The following is a 20,867-nucleotide window of genomic DNA, read 5'->3' as shown; positions in this document are numbered from 1 at the left end:
ACGGTAACGTTCCGCGCGATGCGGCGGCATTCGAACAGCCGCCGCACAGCAAGAGGCGGGACGGGAGCCGAGCCCGGAAGCCACGCGACCGCCGCCTCGCGGCTCTAGGGGATCGATGACTGAGTATGGCCGGGGCCAAGGCTCCGAACCGTGGCATCCGGAGGACCCGTTGTACGGGGACGGCGGATGGGGAGGACAGCAGGCCCGCGCGGGTCAGCAGTCCCCCTACGGCGGCCAGCCGCAGCACTATCCAGAGCAGCCGCAGCAGCCGCAGCAGCAGCAGCCGCAGTACGGCGACTGGGGCACCGGCGAGCACCCCGGTTACGGTCAGGCGCAGCAGCAGTACCAGCAGCAGTACCAGCAGCAGTACGACCAGCAGCAGTACGCCGCCCAGGGGCAGCAGCAGTACGCCGCCCAGCAGCAGTACGACACGGGCACCTGGGCCACCGGCGCACAGCCGCACCTGCCGTACGCCGCCGACCCCACCGACCCCGTCTACCCCCAGCAGGCGGCGGCCTACGGCGGTGAGCAGCCGGACTTCTACGGCACGCCCGACGCCTACCCGCCGCCCGAGCCGCCCAGCCGGCGTCGCGCGGAACCCGAGCCGAAGACCGACTGGGATCCCGGACCCGACCAGGGCGAGCACGCCTTCTTCGCGGGCGGGGACGATGACGACGACGAGCCGGGGGACCGGCCCGGGCGTGGTGAGCGGCGGGGCAGGGGCGGCAAGAAGAAGAGCCGCAACGGATGTGCCTGTCTCGTGGTGGCCCTGGTGTTCGGCGGAGGTCTGGCCGGTGTCACCTACTTCGGCTACCAGTTCTACCAGGATCGTTTCGGCGCGGCCCCGGACTACGCGGGCGAGGGCACGAGCGAGCAGGTCACCGTCGAGATCCCCAAGGGCGCGAGCGGAGCGGAGATCGGCCGCCGCCTGAAGGAGGCCGGCGTCATCAAGAGCGTCGACGCCTTCGTGGCCGCGCAGTCGCAGAACTCCGAGGGCGGCTCGATCCAGGCGGGCGCCTATCTGCTGAAGAAGCAGATGTCGGCGGCGAGCGCCGTCGAGATGATGCTCGACCCGAAGAGCCAGAACAACGTCATGGTCACCCCGGGTCAGCGCAACGTGGCCGTGTACAACGCCATCGACGAGAAGCTCGGCCTGGAGTCCGGCACCACCGAGGACGTCGCCGAGAAGCAGTACAAGAAACTCGGCCTGCCCGGCTGGGCGAACAACGACCCCGACATCAAGGACCCGCTGGAGGGCTTCCTCTTCCCGGGCACCTATCCCGCGGCGAAGGGCATGAAGCCCGAGGCGGTCCTCAAGGAGATGGTCACGCAGGCCAACCGCCAGTACGGCCAGTACGACCTCGCCGCCAAGGCCAAGGCGCTGGACCTGGAGAACCCGCTGCAGGTCATCTCGGTCGCCAGCCTCGTCCAGGCCGAGGGCAAGACGGAGGACGACTTCCGCAAGATGGCCGAGGTGGTCTACAACCGCCTGTCGCCCGACAACACGGAGACCTACCAGCTCCTCCAGTTCGACTCGTCCTTCAACTATCTGAAGGGCGAGAGCAACATCGACATCAGCGAAGCCGAGATCAACAGCAACCAGGACCCGTACAACACCTACACCCAGAAGGGCCTGCCGCCCGGACCGATCGGAAACCCCGGTGCGGACGCGCTGAAGGCGGCGCTGAACCCGACCGACGAGGGCTGGCTGTACTTCGTGGCGACCGACGGCCGCAACAGGACCGAGTTCGCCCGCACGCACGACGAATTCCTGGAGCTCAAGGACAAGTTCAATGAAAGCTCGGGCAACTGAGGCCCGTCGGGCCGCCGTGCTCGGTTCACCCATCGCCCACTCCCTGTCCCCGGTGCTGCACCGGACGGCATACCGGGAACTGGGGCTGACGGGCTGGACGTACGACCGCTTCGAGGTCGACGAGGAAGGGCTGCCGGGCTTCATGGCGCAGCTCGGCCCCGAGTGGGCCGGGCTGTCGCTGACCATGCCGCTGAAGCGGGCCGTGATCCCGCTGCTGGACGAGGTCAGTGACACCGCCGCCTCGGTCGAGGCGGTCAACACGGTCGTCCTCACCGGCGACGGCCGCCGCGTCGGCGACAACACCGACATCCCGGGCATGGTCGCGGCCCTGCGCGAGCACGGCATCGAGCAGGCCGGCTCGGCCGCGATCCTCGGCGCCGGCGCCACCGCGTCCTCGGCGCTGGCCGCGCTGGCCCGGATCTGCACAGGCGAGGTCGTGGCCTACGTGCGCAGCGCGGGCCGGGCCGCGGAGATGCGGGAGTGGGGAGAGCGGCTGGAGGTCGAGGTCCGGATCGCGGACTGGGCCGACGCCGCCGAGGCGCTGCACCACCCGCTGGTCGTCGCGACCACGCCCGCCGGTACCACGGACGCGCTCGCCGCCGCCGTGCCCGAGCGGCCCGCGACACTCTTCGACGTGCTGTACGACCCGTGGCCCACGACGCTGGCCGCGCGCTGGTCGGCGTACGGCGGGGCCGTCGTCAGCGGGCTCGACCTGCTGGTCCACCAGGCCGTGCTCCAGGTGGAGCAGGTGACGGGCCGCGCGCCCGCGCCGCTGGACGCGATGCGCAAGGCCGGCGAGCAGGCCCTCGCCGGTCGCTGACGTCCCGGCGCCCGCCCATGTCCCGCGCCCTCGTCCTGACACAGTACGTCCGCCTGCTGGACCGGCGGGCTGGCCGGCGGTCCGGACGTGGGAGGATCGAACGTGGCGGGCCAGGGCCGCGCACCCGGGTCGCGCCACCCGCTACGCGAGCAGACGCGTACGCAGGTCAGTACCGGGCGCGAGCACAGAGGAGCACCGTTGAGCAGGTTGCGCTGGCTGACCGCGGGGGAGTCCCACGGTCCCGCACTCGTCGCGACGCTGGAGGGCCTTCCCGCCGGCGTGCCGATCACCACGGAGATGGTGGCGGACCACCTGGCGAGGCGTCGGCTCGGCTATGGACGCGGTGCGCGCATGAAGTTCGAGCAGGACCAGGTCACCTTCCTCGGCGGTGTCCGGCACGGACTGACCCTCGGCTCACCGGTCGCCGTCATGGTCGGCAACACCGAGTGGCCGAAGTGGGAGAAGGTCATGGCGGCCGATCCCGTGGACCCGGACGAGCTGGCGGCGCTGGCCCGCAACGCGCCGCTGACGCGCCCCCGGCCCGGTCACGCCGACCTCGCCGGCATGCAGAAGTACGGCTTCGACGAGGCGCGTCCGATCCTGGAGCGGGCGTCGGCCCGGGAGACCGCGGCCCGCGTGGCGCTGGGCGCGGTCGCGCGGTCGTATCTGAAGGAGACCGCCGGCATCGAGATCGTCAGCCATGTCGTGGAGCTCGCGGCGGCGAAGGCCCCCTACGGCGTCTACCCGACACCGGCCGACGTCGAGAGGCTCGACGCCGACCCGGTGCGTTGCCTCGACGCCGACGCGTCGAAGGCGATGGTCGCGGAGATCGACCAGGCCCACAAGGACGGCGACACGCTCGGCGGAGTCGTCGAGGTGCTGGCCTACGGCGTGCCGGTGGGCCTCGGCTCGCACGTGCACTGGGACCGCAGGCTGGACGCCCGGCTGGCCGCTGCCCTGATGGGCATCCAGGCGATCAAGGGCGTCGAGGTCGGCGACGGCTTCGAGCTGGCGCGCGTGCCGGGCTCGAAGGCGCACGACGAGATCGTCACCACCGATGACGGCATCCGCCGTGCCACCGGCCGCTCCGGCGGCACCGAGGGCGGCCTGACCACGGGTGAGCTGCTGCGGGTGCGCGCGGCGATGAAGCCGATCGCGACCGTTCCACGGGCGCTGCAGACGGTCGACGTGGTCACCGGTGAGGCCGCCCAGGCCCACCACCAGCGCTCCGACGTGTGCGCGGTCCCGGCCGCCGGCATCGTCGCCGAGGCGATGGTCGCGCTCGTCCTCGCGGACGCGGTGGCGGAGAAGTTCGGCGGCGACAGCGTGACCGAGACCGCTCGCAACGTGCGGGCCTACCTCGACCACCTGGCGATCCGGTGAGCGGGCCGCTGGCCGTGCTGGTCGGCCCCATGGGGGTCGGCAAGTCCACCGTGGGTCACCTGCTGGCCGAGCGGCTCGGCGTCGCCTTCCGGGACACGGACGAGGACATCGTGACCGAGCAGGAACGCGCCATCGCCGACATCTTCGTCGAGGACGGCGAGGCCGCCTTCCGCACCCTGGAGAAGCAGGCGGTGCGCACCGCGCTCGCCGAGCACACGGGTGTGCTGGCGCTGGGCGGCGGAGCCGTCCTCGACGCAGGCACCCGGGAGCTGCTCGCCGGGCACCAGGTCGTCTACCTGTCGATGGACGTCGATGAGGCGGCCCGGCGGACCGGCCTGAACACGGCCCGGCCGCTGCTGGCCATCAACCCGCGCAAGCAGTGGCGGGAGCTGATGGAGGCCCGGCGGCACCTGTACGAGGAGGTGGCACGCTCGGTCGTGGCCACCGACGGCCGTACGCCCGAAGAGGTCACCCAAGAGGTGCTGAACGCCCTGGAGTTGAAGGAAGCATGAGCGAGTCAGTGACGCGGATCCAGGTCGGCGGCACCGCGGGCAGTGAGCCGTACGAGGTCCTGGTCGGCCGTCAGCTGCTCGGGGAACTCGGCGGTCTGGTCGGCGACCGTGCCAAGCGGGTCGCGGTCATCCACCCCGAGGCGCTTGCCGAGACGGGTGAGGCGCTGCGCACCGACCTGGCCGAACAGGGCTACGAGGCGATCGCCATCCAGGTGCCCAACGCGGAGGAGGCCAAGACGGCCGAGGTCGCCGCGTACTGCTGGAAGGCGCTCGGTCAGTCCGGCTTCACCCGCACCGACGTGGTCGTGGGTGTCGGCGGCGGCGCGACCACCGACCTCGCCGGCTTCGTGGCCGCGACCTGGCTGCGCGGGGTGCGCTGGATCGCGATTCCCACCACCGTCCTGGCCATGGTCGACGCGGCCGTCGGCGGCAAGACCGGCATCAACACGGCCGAGGGCAAGAACCTGGTGGGCGCCTTCCACCCGCCCGTCGGCGTCCTCTGCGACCTCGCCGCGCTGGACTCCCTCGCGGTCAACGACTACGTCTCCGGACTGGCCGAGGTCATCAAGGCGGGCTTCATCGCCGACCCGGCGATCCTGGAGCTCATCGAGTCCGACCCCCAGGCGGCGCGCACGCCGGCCGGCCCGCACACCGCCGAGCTCATCGAGCGGTCGATCAGGGTCAAGGCCGAGGTGGTCTCCTCCGACCTCAAGGAGTCGGGTCTGCGGGAGATCCTCAACTACGGCCACACTCTCGGCCACGCCATCGAGAAGAACGAGCGCTACCAGTGGCGGCACGGTGCCGCGGTCTCCGTCGGGATGCACTTCGCCGCCGAACTCGGCCGTCTGGCGGGCCGGTTGGACGACGCCACGGCCGACCGCCACCGCACGATCCTGGAGTCGGTCGGGCTGCCGCTGCACTACCGCTACGACCAGTGGCCCAAGCTGCTGCAGACGATGAAGGTCGACAAGAAGTCCCGCGGCGACCTGCTGCGCTTCATCGTCCTGGACGGCCTGGCCAAGCCGACGGTGCTGGAGGGACCTGACCCGGCGATGCTGCTGGCGGCGTACGGCGAGGTCGGTCAGTAGAAGTCGGTCAGGAGAACCGGCGGGCGGTCCGGTACATCCCGCCGGGTCCCTTCCGTCCGATTCTCCTTGTCCGGACGGGCACTTCGGGCCGTCCCCCGCCGTTCACCAAAGGACGGCGGGGGGCGGTACCGTTCGGTAGCGAGCGGGGTCAGCGCCCCGCCGCCAGCGCCAATTGCCTGTACGAGACGGAGTGGCACCGGATGCAGCACGCAGTGGGGTCTCCGCTGCCGCCGCCCCACCAGCCGGGGCACGGACCGGCCGCCGGCTGGTCGCCGGCCGCACAACACCCGGGTGCGGGTCCTCACCCCCAGGGGACCGAGCCCGTCCCGCAGGGCTCCGTCCCCGCGCCCCCGCCTCCCGGCTTCACCGGCCCCCCGCCGACCGCTCCGCACCAGCCCCCGATGGCCCCGCCGCCCCCGGACACCACCGGCCACGTTCAGCTGCCCCCCGGCGGACCGGTGACGATGCCCGCCGCGCCGGCCGCCACCAGCGCGCCCGACGCGGGTACCACCACTCTCGCGGTGCTGCTCATCGGGCCGGCGGGCGCGGGCAAGACCAGCGTGGCGAAGTACTGGGCCGACCACCGCAGGGTGCCCACGGCCCACATCAGCCTCGACGACGTACGTGAATGGGTCCGTTCGGGCTTCGCCGACCCCCAGTCCGGCTGGAACGACAACTCCGAGGCGCAGTACCGCCTGGCCCGCCGCACCTGCGGCTTCGCCGCGCGCAACTTCCTGGCCAACGGCATCTCCTGCATCCTCGATGACGCGGTCTTCCCGGACCGGCCCGTCGTGGGCCTGGGCGGCTGGAAACGCCATGTGGGCCCCGGCCTCCTGCCCGTCGTCCTCCTCCCCGGCCTCGACATCGTCCTGGAACGCAACGCGGAACGCTCGGGCAACCGCCGCCTCACCGACGAGGAGGTGGCCCGCATCCACGGCCGTATGGCCGGCTGGTACGGCTCGGGCCTCCCGATCATCGACAACTCCCAACTGGACGTCCCCGGCACGGCCCGGGTCCTGGACGAGGTCCTCTCCCGCGCCATAGCAAGCCCACCCACGTGGTGACACCTCCATAGGACCTCGAAGACGCCCCCGCCTTGGGGCTGCCGAGGCGGGGGCCGAGGCTGCCTGCGACGGGGCGGGGGCCTGCGTGGCACGCGGCGCCCGGCCTTGAGGGCCTTGGTGACGCGGGGGCGAGGTATCGCTCTGAAGGGGCGGGGAACGGCGCGGCAGGCCCCCACCGGCCGGTAGCCGCCGACGGACAGCTCCCCGTCCCTCGGTGGGGGGCTTGGTGACGCGGGGGCGAGGTATCGCTCTGAAGGGGCGGGGAACGGCGCGGCAGGCCCCCACCGGCCGGTAGCCGCCGACGGACAGCTCCCCGCCCATCCATCGGCGCCCGGCCTCGGACCGAGTGACGCGGCCGCATACCGCCCACTCGGCCTCCCCGAGCGGCGTGACCGCACCGAAGCTCTTACGCTCGGCACATGTCAGAGGTGTACGCGACCCGCCGGACCCGGCTACGGGAGCGCTGCAACGCGGGCGGCAGCGCGGCGGCGCTGATCTCCCGGCCCGCCAACGTGCGCTACCTCGCGGGCGCGGCCCCCCACGGTGCCGTACTGCTGCTGGGCAAGCGCGAGGACCTGCTGGTCGGGGCCGGTCCGCCGGACGACCGCCCCACCGAGGGCCGCCTGGACGAGACCCTGGGCCTGCACACGGTGCCCGCCACCGGCGCCGACCCCGCCGTCGCCGCCGCGGACCTCGCCACGGCCCAGGGCGCCGACTCCCTCGCCGTCGAGGAACACCACCTCACCGTCGCCCGTCACCGGGCCATCGGCTCGGCCGCCCCCGCCCTCCGCCTCGCCGATCTCGGCAACGCGGTCGAACAGCTCAGAGTCGTCAAGGACGAGGAGGAGATCTCCTGCCTCCGCATCGGCGCCGAAATCGCCGACCAGGCCCTCGGTGAGCTTCTGGAGTCCATCCTGGTGGGCCGCACCGAACGCCACCTCGCCCTGGAACTCGAACGCCGCCTCGTCGACCACGGTGCCGACGGGCCCGCGTTCCCCACGTCCGTCGCCACCGGCGCGAACTCCGGCAGACGGGGCCACCGCCCCACCGACCGCCGCGTCGAGGAGGGTGACTTCCTCTCCGTGTGCCTGGGCGCCACCTACCGCGGCTACCGCTGCGAGATCGGCCGTACCTTCGTCATCGGCACCTCGCCCGCGGACTGGCAGATCGAGCTGTACGACCTGGTTTTCGCCGCTCAGCGGGCCGGCCGCGAAATGCTCGCCCCCGGCGCCGCCTACCGCGACGTGGACCGCGCGGCGCGCCACGTGCTGGACTCGGCCGGGTACGGACAGGGCCTCCCGGAGCTCATCGGGCACGGAGTGGGACTGGAAATCGACGAGGACCCTCAGCTGGCCCCCACGGCCATGGGTAAACTGGACGCTTGCGTGCCGGTCACCGTCGAACCGGGGGTCCACCTCCCGGGCCGGGGCGGTGTCCGGATCGATGACACGCTCGTCGTACGCCCCGAGGCGGACGGCGGACCCGAGCTACTCACCATCACGACCAAGGAGCTGCTCGCGCTCTAGCCTCAGAGCTGTCGCGCCTGCCCCGGGGTCGTCCACGTACGTCCAGGAGATTGAAGCAACCGTGGCTTCCACGAACGACCTCAAGAACGGCATGGTGCTGAAGCTCGATGGCGGCCAGCTCTGGTCCGTCGTCGAGTTCCAGCACGTCAAGCCCGGCAAGGGCCCGGCCTTCGTGCGCACCAAGCTCAAGAACGTGCTCTCGGGCAAGGTCGTCGACAAGACCTTCAACGCCGGCGTGAAGGTCGAGACGGCCACCGTCGACAAGCGCGACATGCAGTTCTCCTACATGGACGGCGACTACTTCGTCTTCATGGACATGGAGACCTACGACCAGCTGATGGTCGACCGCAAGGCCGTCGGCGACGCCGCCAACTTCCTGATCGAGGGCTTCACCGCCACCGTCGCGCAGCACGAGGGCGAGGTGCTCTTCGTCGAGCTGCCGGCCGCCGTCGAGCTCGTCGTCCAGGAGACCGAGCCCGGCGTGCAGGGCGACCGCTCCACCGGCGGCACCAAGCCCGCCACCCTGGAGACCGGCCACCAGATCCAGGTCCCGCTCTTCATCACCACCGGTGAGAAGATCAAGGTCGACACCCGCACCAGCGACTACCTCGGCCGGGTGAACAGCTAACCGTGGCTGCCCGCAACACGGCCCGCAAGCGCGCCTTCCAGATCCTCTTCGAGGGCGACCAGCGCGGCGCCGACGTCCTGACGGTCCTCGCGGACTGGATCCGGCACTCGCGGACCGACACCCGGCAGCCGCCGGTGAGCGAGTACACGATGCAGCTCGTCGAGGGCTACGCGGAGCACGCGACGCGCATCGACGAGCTGATCGCCCAGTACTCGGTCGGCTGGACGCTCGACCGGATGCCGGTCGTCGACCGCAACCTCCTGCGGCTCGGCGCGTACGAGCTGATCTGGGTCGACGAGACCCCGGACGCGGTCGTGCTGGACGAGATGGTGCAGCTGGCCAAGGAGTTCTCGACGGACGAGTCGCCGTCGTTCGTCAACGGGCTGCTGGGCCGGCTCAAGGACCTCAAGCCCTCGCTGCGGCGCACCGACGGGGACTGAGACACCACGGAACGCCGTAGGGCCGCAGCGCATGCTGCGGCCCTACGGCGTTCTCATGTCACCGGGGCTCCACGGATACGTCCGGGACCCGTGAGGCGCGCAGAAAGCCGCCGGGGTGGCCGGAACCATGAAGTTCCGGCCACCCCGGCGGCACGTTTCTGCTGAAGCGGCCGGGGCGCTCAGCCCTCCTCGTGCGAGGCCACCGCGCGACGCGCGTCCGCGTCCAGCACACCCCAGCTGATCAGCTGCTCGGTGAGGACCGAGGGCGACTGGTCGTAGATGACGGCGAGGGTGCGCAGGTCGTCCTGGCGGATCGACAGCACCTTGCCGTTGTAGTCACCGCGCTGCGACTGGATCGTCGCCGCGTACCGCTGGAGGGGGCCCGCCTTCTCGGCCGGCACGGTGGCCAGCCGCTCCAGGTCCAGGACCAGCTTGGGCGGCGGCTCGGCGGCGCCACCGGGGGTCGTACCCGGAAGCAGTTCCTGCACGGGAACGCCGTAGAAGTCCGCCAGCTCGGCAAGGCGCTGCACGGTCACGGCGCGGTCGCCGCGCTCGTACGACCCGACCACCACCGCTTTCCAGCGCCCCTGGGACTTCTCCTCGACACCGTGGAGGGAAAGGCCCTGCTGGGTGCGGATGGCCCGGAGCTTGGCCCCGAGCTGTTTGGCGTATTCGCTGGACATATGGCTCCCCGGACACTGTGTCGACGCGACAGGTGTGGTTCCGTGCCGCGCGGCTGGTAACTCACTGTGAGGTTACGCAGCGTTACTCTCCTGCGTCAAGCCGAATGGTCCGCACCGACTCTTCCGTGGTATCGACAGTCGACTAGGCCAAACGGGTGATCCGGTAACCCTGTGGGGGGTGATCCGGGGTGTCGCCACGGCCTGCTACGGTGGATGGCGCAATCCCGACGTCCTTTAAGGTCCGTCCCGTGAGGCGGAGAAGGAGGTCCGTTTCGTATGGACACGCAAGAGTCCGATGCGCGGCCCGTGCTCGAAGGCCCCGACATCGCGCGGGTGCTGACCCGCATCGCCCACGAGATCGTCGAGCGCGCCAAGGGCGCCGACGACGTGGTGCTCCTCGGCATTCCGACCCGGGGCGTCCACCTCGCCCAGCGGCTCACCGCCAAGCTGGAAGAGATCACCGAGCGCAAAGTCCCGTGCGGTTCGCTGGACATCACGATGTACCGCGACGACCTGCGCATGCACCCGCCGCGCGCACTGGCCCGCACCGACATCCCCGGTGACGGTATCGACGGCAAGCTGGTCGTCCTCGTCGACGACGTCCTCTTCTCCGGCCGCACCATCCGCGCCGCCCTCGACGCCCTGAACGACATCGGGCGCCCCCGCGCGGTCCAGCTCGCGGTCCTCGTCGACCGGGGCCACCGCGAACTGCCCATCCGTGCCGACTACGTCGGCAAGAACCTCCCCACGTCGCTGCGGGAGACGGTCAAGGTCCACCTCGCCGAGGAGGACGGTCGCGACACCGTGCTGCTCGGTGTGAAGCAGACCGCCCAGTAGCAACCGCGGGCGTACGGCGGTAGCCGTGCGCCGGCTCGGCACGCCCCCGCGTGTGCACGGTTGCCCGAATTCTCCCGAATGAACTGTCTTACGGAGCCTGAAAGATGCAGCGCCATCTCATCTCGGCCGCCGACCTCACCCGCGACGACGCCGTCCTCGTCCTCGACACCGCCGAGGAGATGTCCCGGGTCGCCGACCGGCCGATCAAGAAACTGCCGACCCTGCGCGGCCGCACCGTGGTGAACCTCTTCTTCGAGGACTCCACCCGCACCCGGATCTCCTTCGAGGCCGCCGAGAAGCGCCTGTCGGCGGACGTCATCAACTTCTCCGCCAAGGGGTCCTCGGTCTCCAAGGGCGAGTCCCTGAAGGACACCGCCCAGACCCTGGAGGCGATGGGCGTCGACGCGGTCGTCATCCGGCACGGCGCGTCCGGCGCCCCGTACCGGCTGGCCAACTCCGGCTGGATCGACGCGGCCGTCATCAACGCCGGCGACGGCACCCACCAACACCCCACCCAGGCACTGCTCGACGCGTTCACCATGCGCCGCCGCCTGCTCGGCCGGGACGCCGGGCTCGGCCACGACCTGGCCGGCAAGCGCGTCACGATCGTCGGCGACATCCTGCACAGCCGGGTCGCCCGCTCCAACGTCGACCTGCTGCACACCCTCGGCGCCGAGGTCACCCTCGTCGCCCCGCCCACCCTGCTGCCGGTCGGCATCGGGACCTGGCCCTGCGAGGTCTCCTACGACCTCGACAGCACGCTGCCCAAGTCCGACGCGGTGATGATGCTGCGCGTGCAGCGCGAGCGCATGAACGCCGCGTTCTTCCCGACCGAGCGCGAGTACTCGCGGCGCTACGGACTGGACGGCGACCGGATGGCGAAGATGCCCGAGCACGCCATCGTGATGCACCCCGGCCCGATGGTCCGGGGCATGGAGATCACCGCCCAGGTCGCCGACTCCGGCCGCTGCACCGCCATCGAGCAGGTCGCAAACGGAGTCTCCATCCGGATGGCCGTCCTGTATCTGCTGCTCGGTGGAAACGAACCCGCCACCACCACCCGTACCGAGGAGAAGTAAGACAGATGAGCAAGATCCTGATCCGTGGTGCGAAGGTGCTCGGCGGCGAGCCGCAGGACGTGCTGATCGACGGCGCGGTGATCGCCGAGGTGGGCGCCGGTCTGGTGGCCGAGGGTGCCGAGGTCGTGGAGGCCGCCGGCAAGGTGCTGCTGCCGGGCCTGGTGGACCTGCACACCCATCTGCGCGAGCCCGGCCGTGAGGACTCCGAGACGGTGCTGACCGGCACGCGCGCGGCCGCGTCCGGCGGCTACACGGCCGTGTTCGCCATGGCCAACACCTTCCCCGTGGCCGACACCGCCGGTGTCGTCGAGCAGGTCTGGCGGCTGGGCCGGGAGCACGGCTACTGCGACGTGCAGCCGATCGGCGCCGTCACCGTCGGGCTGGAGGGCAGGAAGCTCGCCGAGCTGGGCGCCATGCACGAGTCGGCGGCCGGCGTCACCGTCTTCTCCGACGACGGCAAGTGCGTCGACGACGCGGTGATCATGCGCCGGGCGCTGGAGTACGTGAAGGCCTTCGACGGGGTCGTCGCCCAGCACGCGCAGGAGCCGCGGCTGACCGAGGGCGCCCAGATGAACGAGGGCGTCGTCTCCGCCGAGCTGGGCCTCGGCGGCTGGCCCGCGGTGGCCGAGGAGTCGATCATCGCCCGGGACGTCCTGCTCGCGGAGCACGTGGGCTCCCGGGTGCACATCTGCCACCTGTCGACCGCCGGGTCCGTGGAGATCGTGCGCTGGGCCAAGTCCCGCGGCATCCGGGTCACCGCCGAGGTCACCCCGCACCACCTCCTGCTCACCGACGAGCTGGTACGGACGTACAACCCGGTGTTCAAGGTGAACCCGCCGCTGCGCACCGAGCGGGACGTGCTGGCGCTGCGCGAGGCGCTCGCGGACGGCACGATCGACATCGTCGCCACCGACCACGCCCCGCACCCCCACGAGGACAAGGACTGCGAGTGGGCGGCCGCCGCGATGGGGATGGTCGGCCTGGAGACCGCGTTGTCGGTGGTCCAGGAGACCATGGTCGACACGGGGCTGTTCGGCTGGGCCGACGTGGCGGACCGGATGTCCTTCGCGCCGGCCCGGATCGGCCGGGCCACAGGGCATGGACGGCCCGTCTCGGCAGGTGAGCCCGCCAACCTCACCCTCGTCGACACGGCATACCGTGGGCCCGTGGACCCCGCGGGCTTCGCCTCGCGCAGCCGCAACACCCCGTACGAGGGTCGTGAGCTGCCGGGCCGTGTCACGCACACGTGGCTCCGGGGCAAGGCCACGCTCGTCGACGGGAAGCTCACGTGACACCTGTAACCCTGCTCGCCGCCGGTAAGGAATCGGCGGAAGTGACCGACTGGGCCGCGCGTATCGGCTGGGTCGTCGGCCTCGCCCTGTTCGTCGCGCTCGTCTACTGGCTGATGCGTGAGGGCTGGAAGTGGCGCGGCACGCTCCAGAGCGACCTGCCGGAGCTGCCCGGCGCGCCGGACGAGCCCGGCGCGGCGAAACTGACGATGACCGGCCGCTACCACGGCTCCACCACAGCCGGTCAGTGGCTGGACCGCATCGTGGCGCACGGCCTGGGCACCCGCAGCCGGGCCGAGCTCACGCTGTCGGACGCGGGTCTTGACGTCGTGCGCCCCGGGGCGAGCGACTTCTTCGTCCCGGCGGCGGCGCTGCGCGAGGCCCGGCTGGACAAGGGCATCGCCGGCAAGGTCCTCACCGAGGGCGGCCTGCTGGTCGTGACCTGGGCGCACGGCGAGCGGCTGATCGACTCCGGGTTCCGCTCCGACCACGCGGCCGAGCACAACGAGTGGGTCGACGCAATCAACTCCATGATCACCACCAGCACCACGGAAGGCGCCGAACGATGACGACCTCCACAGGGGGAACCAAGAAGGTCCCCGCCGTACTCGTCCTGGAGGACGGCCGGATCTTCCGGGGCCGGGCCTACGGGGCCGTGGGGGAGACCTTCGGCGAGGCCGTCTTCTCCACCGGCATGACCGGCTACCAGGAGACCCTCACCGACCCGTCGTACCACCGCCAGGTCGTCGTGATGACCGCCCCGCACGTCGGCAACACCGGCGTCAACGACGAGGACCCCGAGTCGAAGAAGATCTGGGTCGCGGGCTACGTCGTGCGTGACCCCGCGCGCGTGCCCTCCAGCTGGCGCTCCCGCCGCTCGCTGGACGAGGAGCTGCGCCGGCAGGGCGTGGTCGGCATCTCCGGCATCGACACCCGCGCGCTCACCCGGCACCTGCGGGAGCGCGGCGCCATGCGCGTCGGCATCTTCTCCGGCAACGCGCTGCCCGACGAGGGCAGCATGCTCGCCGAGGTGCGCCAGGCGCCCGAGATGAAGGGCGCCGACCTCGCCGCCGAGGTCGCCACCGCCGAGCCGTACGTCGTCCCCGCGATCGGCGAGAAGAAGTTCACCGTCGCCGCCGTCGACCTCGGCATCAAGGGCATGACCCCGCACCGGATGGCGGAGCGCGGCATCGAGGTGCACGTGCTCCCCGCCACGGCGAGCGTCGAGGACGTCTACGCCGTGAACCCCGACGGCGTGTTCTTCTCCAACGGACCGGGCGACCCGGCCACCGCCGACCACCCCGTCTCCGTCATGCGGGGCGTCCTGGAGCGCGGCACGCCGCTGTTCGGCATCTGCTTCGGCAACCAGATCCTCGGCCGCGCCCTCGGCTTCGGCACCTACAAGCTGAAGTACGGCCACCGCGGCATCAACCAGCCGGTGCAGGACCGCACGACCGGCAAGGTCGAGGTCACCGCGCACAACCACGGATTCGCCGTCGACGCCCCGCTCGACAAGGTCTCCGAGACCCCCTACGGCCGCGCCGAGGTCTCCCACGTCTGCCTCAACGACAACGTGGTGGAGGGCCTCCAGCTTCTCGACAAGCCGGCCTTCAGCGTCCAGTACCACCCCGAAGCGGCAGCGGGTCCGCACGACGCCGCCTACCTGTTCGACCGCTTCGTGAAGCTCATGGAGGGCCAGCGTGCCTAAGCGCACCGATATCCAGTCCGTCCTGGTCATCGGCTCCGGCCCGATCGTCATCGGCCAGGCCGCCGAGTTCGACTACTCCGGCACCCAGGCGTGCCGCGTCCTGAAGTCCGAGGGCCTGCGGGTCATCCTCGTGAACTCCAACCCGGCGACGATCATGACCGACCCGGAGATCGCCGACGCCACCTACGTCGAGCCGATCACCCCGGAATTCGTCGAGAAGATCATCGCCAAGGAGCAGCCCGACGCGCTCCTGCCCACCCTGGGCGGCCAGACGGCGCTCAACACGGCGATCTCGCTGCACGAGAACGGCGTGCTGGAGAAGTACGGCGTCGAGCTGATCGGCGCCAACGTGACGGCGATCCACAAGGGCGAGGACCGCGAGCAGTTCAAGGCGGTCGTCGAGGAGGTCCGCAAGAAGACCGGCCACGGCGAGTCCGCGCGGTCCTACATCTGCCACTCCATGGACGACGTCCTCAAGGGCGTCGAGGAGCTCGGCGGCTACCCGGTCGTCGTGCGCCCCTCCTTCACCATGGGCGGCGCCGGCTCCGGCTTCGCGCACGACGAGGAGGAGCTGCGCCGTATCGCGGGCCAGGGCCTGACGCTCTCTCCGACCACCGAGGTGCTCCTGGAGGAGTCCATCCTCGGCTGGAAGGAGTACGAGCTGGAGCTGATGCGCGACAGACACGACAACGTCGTGGTCGTCTGCTCCATCGAGAACTTCGACCCGATGGGTGTGCACACCGGCGACTCGATCACCGTGGCGCCCGCGATGACGCTCACCGACCGCGAGTACCAGACCCTGCGGGACATCGGCATCGCCGTGATCCGCGAGGTCGGCGTCGACACCGGCGGCTGCAACATCCAGTTCGCGGTGAACCCGGCCGACGGCCGGGTCATCGTCATCGAGATGAACCCCCGGGTGTCGCGGTCGTCCGCGCTGGCCTCCAAGGCGACCGGCTTCCCGATCGCGAAGATCGCCGCCAAGCTCGCCGTCGGCTACACCCTCGACGAGATCCCCAACGACATCACCCAGGAGACCCCGGCGTCCTTCGAGCCGACCCTGGACTACGTCGTCGTCAAGGCACCCCGCTTCGCCTTCGAGAAGTTCCCGCAGGCCGACTCCACGCTGACCACCACCATGAAGTCGGTCGGCGAGGCCATGGCCATCGGCCGCAACTTCACCGAGGCCTTCCAGAAGGCGCTGCGCTCGCTGGAGAAGAAGGGCAGCCAGTTCACCTTCGTCGGCGAGCCCGGCGACAAGGCCGAGCTGCTGCGCGAGTCCGTGCGCCCGACGGACGGCCGGATCAACACGGTCATGCAGGCCATCCGTGCCGGCGCCACGCCCGAGGAGATCTTCGAGTACACGAAGATCGACCCGTGGTTCGTCGACCAGCTCTTCCTGATCAAGGAGATCGCCGACGAGCTGGCCGAGGCGCCCGGGCTGACCGCCGAGCTGCTCGGCGAGGCCAAGCGGCACGGCTTCTCCGACACCCAGATCGGCGAGATCCGCGGCCTGCGCGAGGACGTCGTCCGCGAGGTGCGGCACGCGCTCGGCGTCCGCCCGGTCTACAAGACGGTCGACACCTGCGCCGCCGAGTTCGCCGCCAGGACGCCGTACTTCTACTCCTCCTACGACGAGGAGAGCGAGGTGGCGCCGCGCGAGAAGCCCGCGGTGATCATCCTGGGCTCCGGCCCCAACCGCATCGGCCAGGGCATCGAGTTCGACTACTCCTGTGTGCACGCCTCCTTCGCGCTGAGCGAGGCCGGGTTCGAGACCGTGATGGTCAACTGCAACCCGGAGACCGTCTCCACCGACTACGACACCTCCGACCGGCTGTACTTCGAGCCGCTCACGCTGGAGGACGTGCTGGAGATCGTGCACGCCGAGCAGCAGGCCGGTCCGGTCGCCGGCGTGGTGGTACAGCTCGGCGGCCAGACCCCGCTGGGGCTGTCGCAGGCGCTGAAGGACAACGGCGTGCCGATCGTCGGCACGTCCCCGGAGGCCATCCACGCCGCCGAGGACCGCGGCGCCTTCGGCCAGGTCCTGCAGGAGGCCGGCCTGCCGGCCCCCAAGCACGGCACGGCCACCACCTTCGCCGAGGCCAAGACCATCGCCGACGAGATCGGCTACCCGGTGCTCGTACGGCCGTCGTACGTCCTCGGCGGCCGCGGCATGGAGATCGTCTACGACGAGACCCGGCTGTCGTCCTACATCGCCGAGTCCACCGAGATCAGCCCCTCCCGGCCGGTGCTCGTGGACCGGTTCCTCGACGACGCGATCGAGATCGACGTCGATGCCCTCTACGACGGCGAGGAGCTCTACCTCGGCGGCGTCATGGAGCACATCGAGGAGGCCGGCATCCACTCCGGCGACTCGGCGTGCGCCCTGCCCCCGATCACGCTCGGCGGCTTCGACATCAAGCGACTGCGCACCTCGACGGAGGCGATCGCCAAGGGCGTCGGCGTCCGCGGCCTGATCAACATCCAGTTCGCCATGGCGGGCGACATCCTCTACGTCCTGGAGGCCAACCCGCGCGCGTCCCGCACGGTCCCCTTCACCTCGAAGGCGACCGCGGTGCCGCTGGCCAAGGCCGCCGCCCGGATCTCGCTGGGCGCGACCATCGCCGAGCTGCGCGCCGAGGGCCTGCTGCCCGCGCACGGGGACGGCGGGGAACTGCCGCTGGACGCGCCGATCTCCGTCAAGGAGGCCGTGATGCCCTGGACCCGCTTCCGTGACACCTCGGGCCGCGGCGTGGACACCGTCCTCGGCCCGGAGATGCGCTCCACCGGCGAGGTCATGGGGATCGACTCCGTCTTCGGCACGGCGTACGCCAAGTCGCAGGCCGGCGCCTACGGCCCGCTGCCGACCAAGGGCCGCGCCTTCATCTCGGTCGCCAACCGCGACAAGCGCTCGATGATCTTCCCGGCGCGTGAGCTGGTCGCGCACGGCTTCGAGCTGCTCGCCACCTCCGGCACGGCCGAGGTGCTCAAGCGCAACGGCATCCACGCCACCGTCGTGCGCAAGCAGTCCGAGGGCACCGGCCCGAACGGTGAGAAGACCATCGTCCAGCTGATCCACGACGGCGAGGTCGACCTCATCGTCAACACCCCGTACGGCACCGGCGGCCGCCTCGACGGCTACGACATCCGTACGGCGGCCGTGGCGCGGTCCGTGCCCTGCCTGACGACCGTCCAGGCGCTCGCCGCAGCAGTCCAGGGCATCGACGCGCTCAACCACGGGGACGTGGGCGTCCGATCGCTCCAGGAACACGCGGAAGTCCTGACCGCGGCCCGCGACTAGCAGCCCCGAGGGGGACACCGGAAACGGTGTCCCCCTCTTCGCGAGGACGGCACGTCTTCGCACATGCCTTCGTGAGGACACATGTACAAGATCTTCTTCAGTCTCGTCTTCCGGCGCATGGACGCCGAGCAGGCGCACCACCTCGCCTTCCGCTGGATCCGCCTCGCCGTCCGCGTCCCCGTGCTGCGGACCTTCGTGGCGGCCGTGCTGGCCCCCCGCTACAAGGAACTGCGCACCGAGGCCCTCGGACTGCGCATGCACGGCCCCTTCGGACTCGCCGCGGGCTTCGACAAGAACGCCGTCGCCATCGACGGCATGTCGATGCTGGGCTTCGACCACGTCGAGATCGGCACCGTGACGGGGGAGGCGCAGCCCGGCAACCCCAGGAAGCGGCTCTTCCGGCTGGTGCCGGACCGCGCGCTGATCAACCGCATGGGCTTCAACAACGACGGCTCGCTCGCTGTCGCCGCCCGCCTCGCCTCGCGGGAGCCGGTCTTCAGGACGGTCGTCGGCGTCAACATCGGCAAGACCAAGGTGGTCCCCGAGGCCGAGGCCGTCCTGGACTACGTGAAGTCGGCCGAGCGGCTGGCGCCGTACGCCGACTACCTGGTCGTGAACGTCTCCTCACCCAACACGCCGGGGCTGCGCGACCTGCAGGCCGTCGACCACCTGCGGCCCCTGCTGACCGCGGTCCGTGAGGCGGCCGACCGCATGGTCACCTCCCGGCGTGTCCCCCTCCTGGTGAAGATCGCGCCCGACCTGGCCGACGAGGACGTCGACGCCGTCGCCGACCTCGCAGTCGAGCTGGGCCTGGACGGGATCATCGCCACCAACACCACCATCGCGCGCGGGGGGCTGGGCCTGACATCCGAAGCCTCGCTGGTCGGGGAGGCCGGCGGACTCTCCGGTGCCCCGCTGAAGGAACGTTCCCTGCAGGTGCTGCGCCGTCTGTACGCGCGCGTGGGGGACCGCATCACCCTCGTGGGCGTCGGCGGCATCGAGAACGCCGAGGACGCCTGGCAGCGCATCCTGGCCGGCGCCACCCTCGTGCAGGGCTACAGCGCCTTCATCTACCAGGGGCCCTTCTGGGCCCGCGCGATCCACAAGGGCCTCGCCGCACGCCTGCGCACGAGCCCCTACGCCACCCTCGCCGACGCCGTCGGCGCCGATGTGAGGAAGGCCACATGAGCCTGGAACCCTTTGGTGCGCGGCTGCGCCGCGCCATGGACGAGCGCGGCCCGCTCTGCGTCGGCATCGACCCGCACGCCGCCCTGCTCGCCGACTGGGGCCTGAACGACGACGTCGCCGGTCTGGAGCGGTTCAGCCGCACGGTCGTCGAGGCCATGGCCGACCGGGTCGCCGTCCTCAAGCCGCAGAGCGCGTTCTTCGAGCGCTTCGGCTCCCGTGGCGTCGCGGTGCTGGAGACGGCCGTCGAAGAGGCGCGGGCGGCCGGCGCGCTGGTCGTCATGGACGCCAAGCGCGGCGACATCGGCTCCACCATGGCCGCGTACGCCGAGTCCTTCCTGCACAAGGACTCCCCGCTGTTCTCCGACGCGCTGACCGTCTCGCCGTACCTCGGCTACGGGGCGCTGAAGCCGGCCGTGGAACTGGCCCGGGAGAACGGCACGGGCCTGTTCGTGCTGGCGCTGACCTCCAATCCCGAGGGCGCGGAGGTCCAGCACGCCGTGCGTGCCGACGGGCGCACCGTGGGCGCGACGGTGCTGGCGCACCTGGCCGCCGAGAACGCGGGGGAGGAGCCGATGGGCTCCTTCGGCGCGGTCGTCGGCGCCACACTCGGTGACCTCTCGTCGTACGACCTGTGCATCGGCGGTCCCCTGCTCGCTCCCGGTATCGGTGCCCAGGGGGCCACCCCGGCGGACCTGCCCGGGGTCTTCGGCACCGCCGTGCGCAACGTCGTGCCGAACGTCAGCCGGGGTGTGCTGCGCCACGGTCCCGACGTGGTCGCGCTGCGTACCGCGGCGGACCGCTTCGCGGAGGAGATCCGGGCCGCGGTGACAGCGGCCTGAGGGCCCCGACCAGGGGTTCGTGGACGGCTTGAGGCTGGATACAGCCTCAAATCCAGGGCAGTATGTCTGAAATATCCCGTCCTGACAGAGGCTGACCAGGACTTTTCCGCTGTTCTCGCTGACTCTGGCGGACTTGACCGCTAGTCTCCGACGTGTGGGGGCGCCTCCCACGCCCCCAAGGCAGTGGGGGAAGCGGGCGAGCGTGTTGCTCGTGGCTCCCCAGGTGTGGGGCGACTAGGTTCCTCACCGGTCCGTATCCGACAGTTCGACATCCGAGGTGACGTAGGCGTGGCTCTTCCGCCCCTTACCCCCGAACAGCGCGCAGCCGCGCTCGAAAAGGCCGCCGCGGCTCGCCGGGAGCGGGCCGAGGTCAAGAATCGACTCAAGCACTCCGGCGCCTCCCTTCACGAGGTCATCAAGCAGGGTCAGGAGAACGACGTCATCGGCAAGATGAAGGTCTCCGCCCTCCTTGAGTCCCTGCCGGGCGTGGGCAAGGTCCGCGCCAAGCAGATCATGGAGCGACTCGGCATCTCCGAGAGCCGCCGCGTGCGTGGTCTCGGTTCCAACCAGATCGCCTCCCTCGAGCGCGAGTTCGGCAGCACCGGTTCCTGACTCCCCCCGGACCCCGGGACTGGTCCCGGGCACCCCGGGATTGCTGGAATAATCGCT

19 protein-coding genes are annotated in these 20,867 nt (G+C 70.9%); 18 read left to right on the top strand and 1 reads right to left on the bottom strand.

All coding sequences use genetic code 11. From position 1 onward, the window contains the following. The first annotated feature begins 115 nt into the window (after positions 1 to 115). The 9 genes from mltG (at position 116) to nusB (ending at position 9,274) form a co-directional block, all read left to right on the top strand. The gene (gene mltG, locus ACIHCM_RS28205) at positions 116 to 1,813 is read left to right on the top strand and encodes an endolytic transglycosylase MltG (RefSeq protein ID WP_399901543.1); all 1,698 of its coding nucleotides are present in this window, start codon (positions 116 to 118) and stop codon (positions 1,811 to 1,813) included. Beyond that, on the top strand, positions 1,794 to 2,633 hold the full coding sequence (locus tag ACIHCM_RS28200; RefSeq protein ID WP_399901540.1) for a shikimate dehydrogenase: 840 nt from the start codon (positions 1,794 to 1,796) through the stop codon (positions 2,631 to 2,633). Before mltG ends, ACIHCM_RS28200 begins: the two co-directional genes overlap by 20 nt. A 198-nt stretch (positions 2,634 to 2,831) precedes the next feature. Next, on the top strand, positions 2,832 to 4,016 hold the full coding sequence (aroC, locus tag ACIHCM_RS28195) for a chorismate synthase (RefSeq protein ID WP_399901536.1): 1,185 nt from the start codon (positions 2,832 to 2,834) through the stop codon (positions 4,014 to 4,016). Next, positions 4,013 to 4,528 carry a shikimate kinase gene (locus ACIHCM_RS28190; protein ID WP_399901533.1) on the top strand — a complete coding sequence of 172 codons (516 nt, stop codon included), beginning with the start codon at positions 4,013 to 4,015 and terminating at the stop codon, positions 4,526 to 4,528. Before aroC ends, ACIHCM_RS28190 begins: the two co-directional genes overlap by 4 nt. Further along, positions 4,525 to 5,616, top strand: coding sequence for a 3-dehydroquinate synthase (gene aroB / locus ACIHCM_RS28185; protein ID WP_399901530.1), 1,092 nt, complete (start codon positions 4,525 to 4,527; stop codon positions 5,614 to 5,616). Before ACIHCM_RS28190 ends, aroB begins: the two co-directional genes overlap by 4 nt. A 200-nt stretch (positions 5,617 to 5,816) precedes the next feature. Next, positions 5,817 to 6,680 carry a Pro-rich N-terminal domain-containing protein gene (locus tag ACIHCM_RS28180; protein ID WP_399901527.1) on the top strand — a complete coding sequence of 288 codons (864 nt, stop codon included), beginning with the start codon at positions 5,817 to 5,819 and terminating at the stop codon, positions 6,678 to 6,680. Between the two features lie 419 nt (positions 6,681 to 7,099). Continuing rightward, the gene (locus ACIHCM_RS28175; protein ID WP_399901524.1) at positions 7,100 to 8,206 is read left to right on the top strand and encodes an aminopeptidase P family protein; all 1,107 of its coding nucleotides are present in this window, start codon (positions 7,100 to 7,102) and stop codon (positions 8,204 to 8,206) included. A gap of 61 nt (positions 8,207 to 8,267) precedes the next feature. Beyond that, complete coding sequence (gene efp, locus ACIHCM_RS28170; protein ID WP_365460426.1) at positions 8,268 to 8,834, top strand: elongation factor P; 567 nt, start codon at positions 8,268 to 8,270, stop codon at positions 8,832 to 8,834. Positions 8,835 to 8,836: 2 nt separating this feature from the next. After that, a complete protein-coding gene (nusB, locus tag ACIHCM_RS28165; RefSeq protein WP_399901520.1) occupies positions 8,837 to 9,274 on the top strand; it encodes a transcription antitermination factor NusB in 438 nt (145 codons plus the stop codon). Between the two features lie 179 nt (positions 9,275 to 9,453). On the opposite strand, the gene bldD is transcribed toward nusB, so the two are convergent. Next, positions 9,454 to 9,957 carry a transcriptional regulator BldD gene (gene bldD, locus ACIHCM_RS28160; protein WP_030166512.1) on the bottom strand — a complete coding sequence of 168 codons (504 nt, stop codon included), beginning with the start codon at positions 9,955 to 9,957 and terminating at the stop codon, positions 9,454 to 9,456. A 276-nt stretch (positions 9,958 to 10,233) separates the two neighbouring features. Here bldD and pyrR point away from each other — a divergent pair, with 276 nt between their 5' ends. The 9 genes from pyrR (at position 10,234) to ACIHCM_RS28115 (ending at position 20,810) form a co-directional block, all read left to right on the top strand. After that, positions 10,234 to 10,794, top strand: a complete 561-nt coding sequence (gene pyrR, locus ACIHCM_RS28155) for a bifunctional pyr operon transcriptional regulator/uracil phosphoribosyltransferase PyrR (RefSeq protein ID WP_399901516.1) — start codon at positions 10,234 to 10,236, stop codon at positions 10,792 to 10,794. 104 nt (positions 10,795 to 10,898) lie between these two features. Next, on the top strand, positions 10,899 to 11,873 hold the full coding sequence (locus ACIHCM_RS28150) for an aspartate carbamoyltransferase catalytic subunit (protein ID WP_399901513.1): 975 nt from the start codon (positions 10,899 to 10,901) through the stop codon (positions 11,871 to 11,873). Positions 11,874 to 11,878: 5 nt separating this feature from the next. Then, positions 11,879 to 13,165, top strand: coding sequence for a dihydroorotase (locus ACIHCM_RS28145; protein WP_399901510.1), 1,287 nt, complete (start codon positions 11,879 to 11,881; stop codon positions 13,163 to 13,165). Continuing rightward, a complete protein-coding gene (locus ACIHCM_RS28140; protein ID WP_399901507.1) occupies positions 13,162 to 13,731 on the top strand; it encodes a hypothetical protein in 570 nt (189 codons plus the stop codon). Before ACIHCM_RS28145 ends, ACIHCM_RS28140 begins: the two co-directional genes overlap by 4 nt. Further along, entirely contained in the window at positions 13,728 to 14,870 is a 1,143-nt protein-coding gene (carA, locus tag ACIHCM_RS28135) for a glutamine-hydrolyzing carbamoyl-phosphate synthase small subunit (RefSeq protein ID WP_399901504.1), read from the top strand. Before ACIHCM_RS28140 ends, carA begins: the two co-directional genes overlap by 4 nt. Continuing rightward, a complete protein-coding gene (gene carB, locus ACIHCM_RS28130; protein ID WP_399901501.1) occupies positions 14,863 to 18,171 on the top strand; it encodes a carbamoyl-phosphate synthase large subunit in 3,309 nt (1,102 codons plus the stop codon). Before carA ends, carB begins: the two co-directional genes overlap by 8 nt. 81 nt (positions 18,172 to 18,252) lie before the next feature. Further along, positions 18,253 to 19,359 (top strand): quinone-dependent dihydroorotate dehydrogenase, encoded by a 1,107-nt coding sequence (locus ACIHCM_RS28125; protein ID WP_399901498.1) that lies wholly within the window; start codon positions 18,253 to 18,255, stop codon positions 19,357 to 19,359. Continuing rightward, positions 19,356 to 20,198 (top strand): orotidine-5'-phosphate decarboxylase, encoded by an 843-nt coding sequence (gene pyrF / locus ACIHCM_RS28120; RefSeq protein ID WP_399901494.1) that lies wholly within the window; start codon positions 19,356 to 19,358, stop codon positions 20,196 to 20,198. The genes ACIHCM_RS28125 and pyrF overlap by 4 nt, the downstream gene beginning before the upstream one ends. Positions 20,199 to 20,486: 288 nt before the next feature. Then, on the top strand, positions 20,487 to 20,810 hold the full coding sequence (locus ACIHCM_RS28115) for an integration host factor (protein ID WP_003977346.1): 324 nt from the start codon (positions 20,487 to 20,489) through the stop codon (positions 20,808 to 20,810). The last annotated feature ends 57 nt before the right edge of the window (positions 20,811 to 20,867 follow it).

It is taken from the genome of Streptomyces sp. NPDC052023 (assembly GCF_044548465.1).
GTDB lineage: Bacteria > Actinomycetota > Actinomycetes > Streptomycetales > Streptomycetaceae > Streptomyces.
Note: the sequence above shows the minus strand (reverse complement) of the source record. Positions and strands in the feature narration are given on the sequence as shown.